Genomic DNA, 1,510 nt, shown 5'->3' on the forward strand with positions numbered 1-1,510 from the left:
GCGTTACATGATGAGACAAAAAATGTGGTGGGCAGGTGCGTTGGCGGTCGTTATCGCTGCCAGTGGAATCTATGGATATAATGCGGTGCAGGCTGCGGGGTCTGGTTCGACACCTGCGTCTGGCGATCAACCTGAAACGGCTCAGACGGGAACGAATGGACAGACCTTAATCGGGATGGAGAAGGCAGAGCAGTTAGCCTTGGCCGAAGCGAAGGGTCAGGTGGAGAGCATTGAACTTGACCGCAAACGCGGCAAGCTTGTATACGAGGTTGACATTCAGCAAGACAACCAGGATGTAGATGTGTGGATCGATGCCTACACAGGCCAATCGCTGGGTGTGAAGGTTGACCGTGACGATGACGATGACCGTGATTCCGTGCCGGGTAATCTGATCAATGCCAGCCGGGCTGCTCATATTGCGGTGCAGCACGCCAAGGGCGGAACCGCCGTGGACGTGGATCTGGACCGAGAAGATGATGGCCGCTGGGTTTACGAAGTGGACGTCAAGCAGGCCAATGGTGAGACTGAGGTTGAGATCGATGCCGTGAGCGGCAAGGTGCTGAAGGCCGAATATGATAAATTTGATGACGATCATGATGATGATTAAGGCGAATGGCCGGGGAAGCTTCCCGGCTTTCGCTTTTTTTTATGTCGATATGTTACATATTCCAAGTCATATCCGGGGAACGCTAAATCGAGAGTTTATTCATACCAAGGGCAGCAAGTATCTAAGGGTAGATGTTTTTATGATCGCAAAAGGGTATAATGGAACGAAGAATTGACCGGGAGGGATATACCGTGAGTGATCTTTTCAAGAAAGCTTTCTCGTTAGGAGTGGGCCTTACCGTCGTCAGCAAGGAAAAAGTGGAGAAAATCGTAGATGATCTGGTGAAACGCGGGGAACTCGCCCCCGCCGAATCCAAGGCGTTCGTCGACCGGCTTGTCGAACGCGGCGAGGAGGAGCAGTCCCAGATCAAGGCTTACATCTATGAACAGGTCGGGCGTGTGCTGGCTGAACTGGATGTACCTAAAGAAAGCGATGTTGCCAGCCTGGAGCAGCGCATCGCCGCGCTTGAGAAGAAGGTTGTAGAACTCGAAGGACTGCAGCAGGAGTAGATATGGCGGTCCGTATAAGACATGCCGGACGTTACCGGGAAATCGCCATGGCGCTGATGCGTCATGGCTTTGGTTATATGGTGGAGGAGATGGGATTATTTCATTTCCTGTCGTTGCCCGTGCGATGGAACGCGAGAGAACAGGTAGAGACGGTGACATTAGGGGAACGAATACGCAGGGTGCTGGAGGATTTAGGCCCCGCCTTCGTGAAGCTGGGTCAGCTGGCAAGCACGAGATCCGATCTGTTGCCTGACCATATCATCGAGGAGCTGGCCAAGCTGCAGGAGCGGGTTCCTCCTTTTTCATCGACCAGTGCGAAGGAGATTATCGAGCAGGAATGGGGCATGCCTGTTCATGAAGCATTGCTTGAATTCGTGGAGGAGCCGCTGGCCGC

Annotated in this window: 3 protein-coding genes and 1 pseudogene; all 4 read left to right on the forward strand. The window is 53.2% G+C overall.

Annotated elements, in window-relative coordinates; translation table 11 throughout:
- A partial coding sequence (locus ACFRAK_RS28600) for a PepSY domain-containing protein (RefSeq protein ID WP_394573130.1) occupies positions 1-607 on the forward strand: 607 nt, incomplete at its 5' end.
- The gene (locus ACFRAK_RS28605; protein WP_394573131.1) at positions 573-782 is read left to right on the forward strand and encodes a hypothetical protein; all 210 of its coding nucleotides are present in this window, start codon (positions 573-575) and stop codon (positions 780-782) included. The genes ACFRAK_RS28600 and ACFRAK_RS28605, both read left to right, overlap by 35 nt.
- 16 nt (positions 783-798) lie before the next feature.
- On the forward strand, positions 799-1,116 hold the full coding sequence (locus ACFRAK_RS28610; protein ID WP_394573132.1) for a phasin family protein: 318 nt from the start codon (positions 799-801) through the stop codon (positions 1,114-1,116).
- 2 nt (positions 1,117-1,118) lie between these two features.
- Positions 1,119-1,510, forward strand: a pseudogene (locus ACFRAK_RS28615) (ABC transporter); the annotation flags it as partial.

It is taken from the genome of Peribacillus sp. NPDC056705 (genome assembly GCF_043656335.1).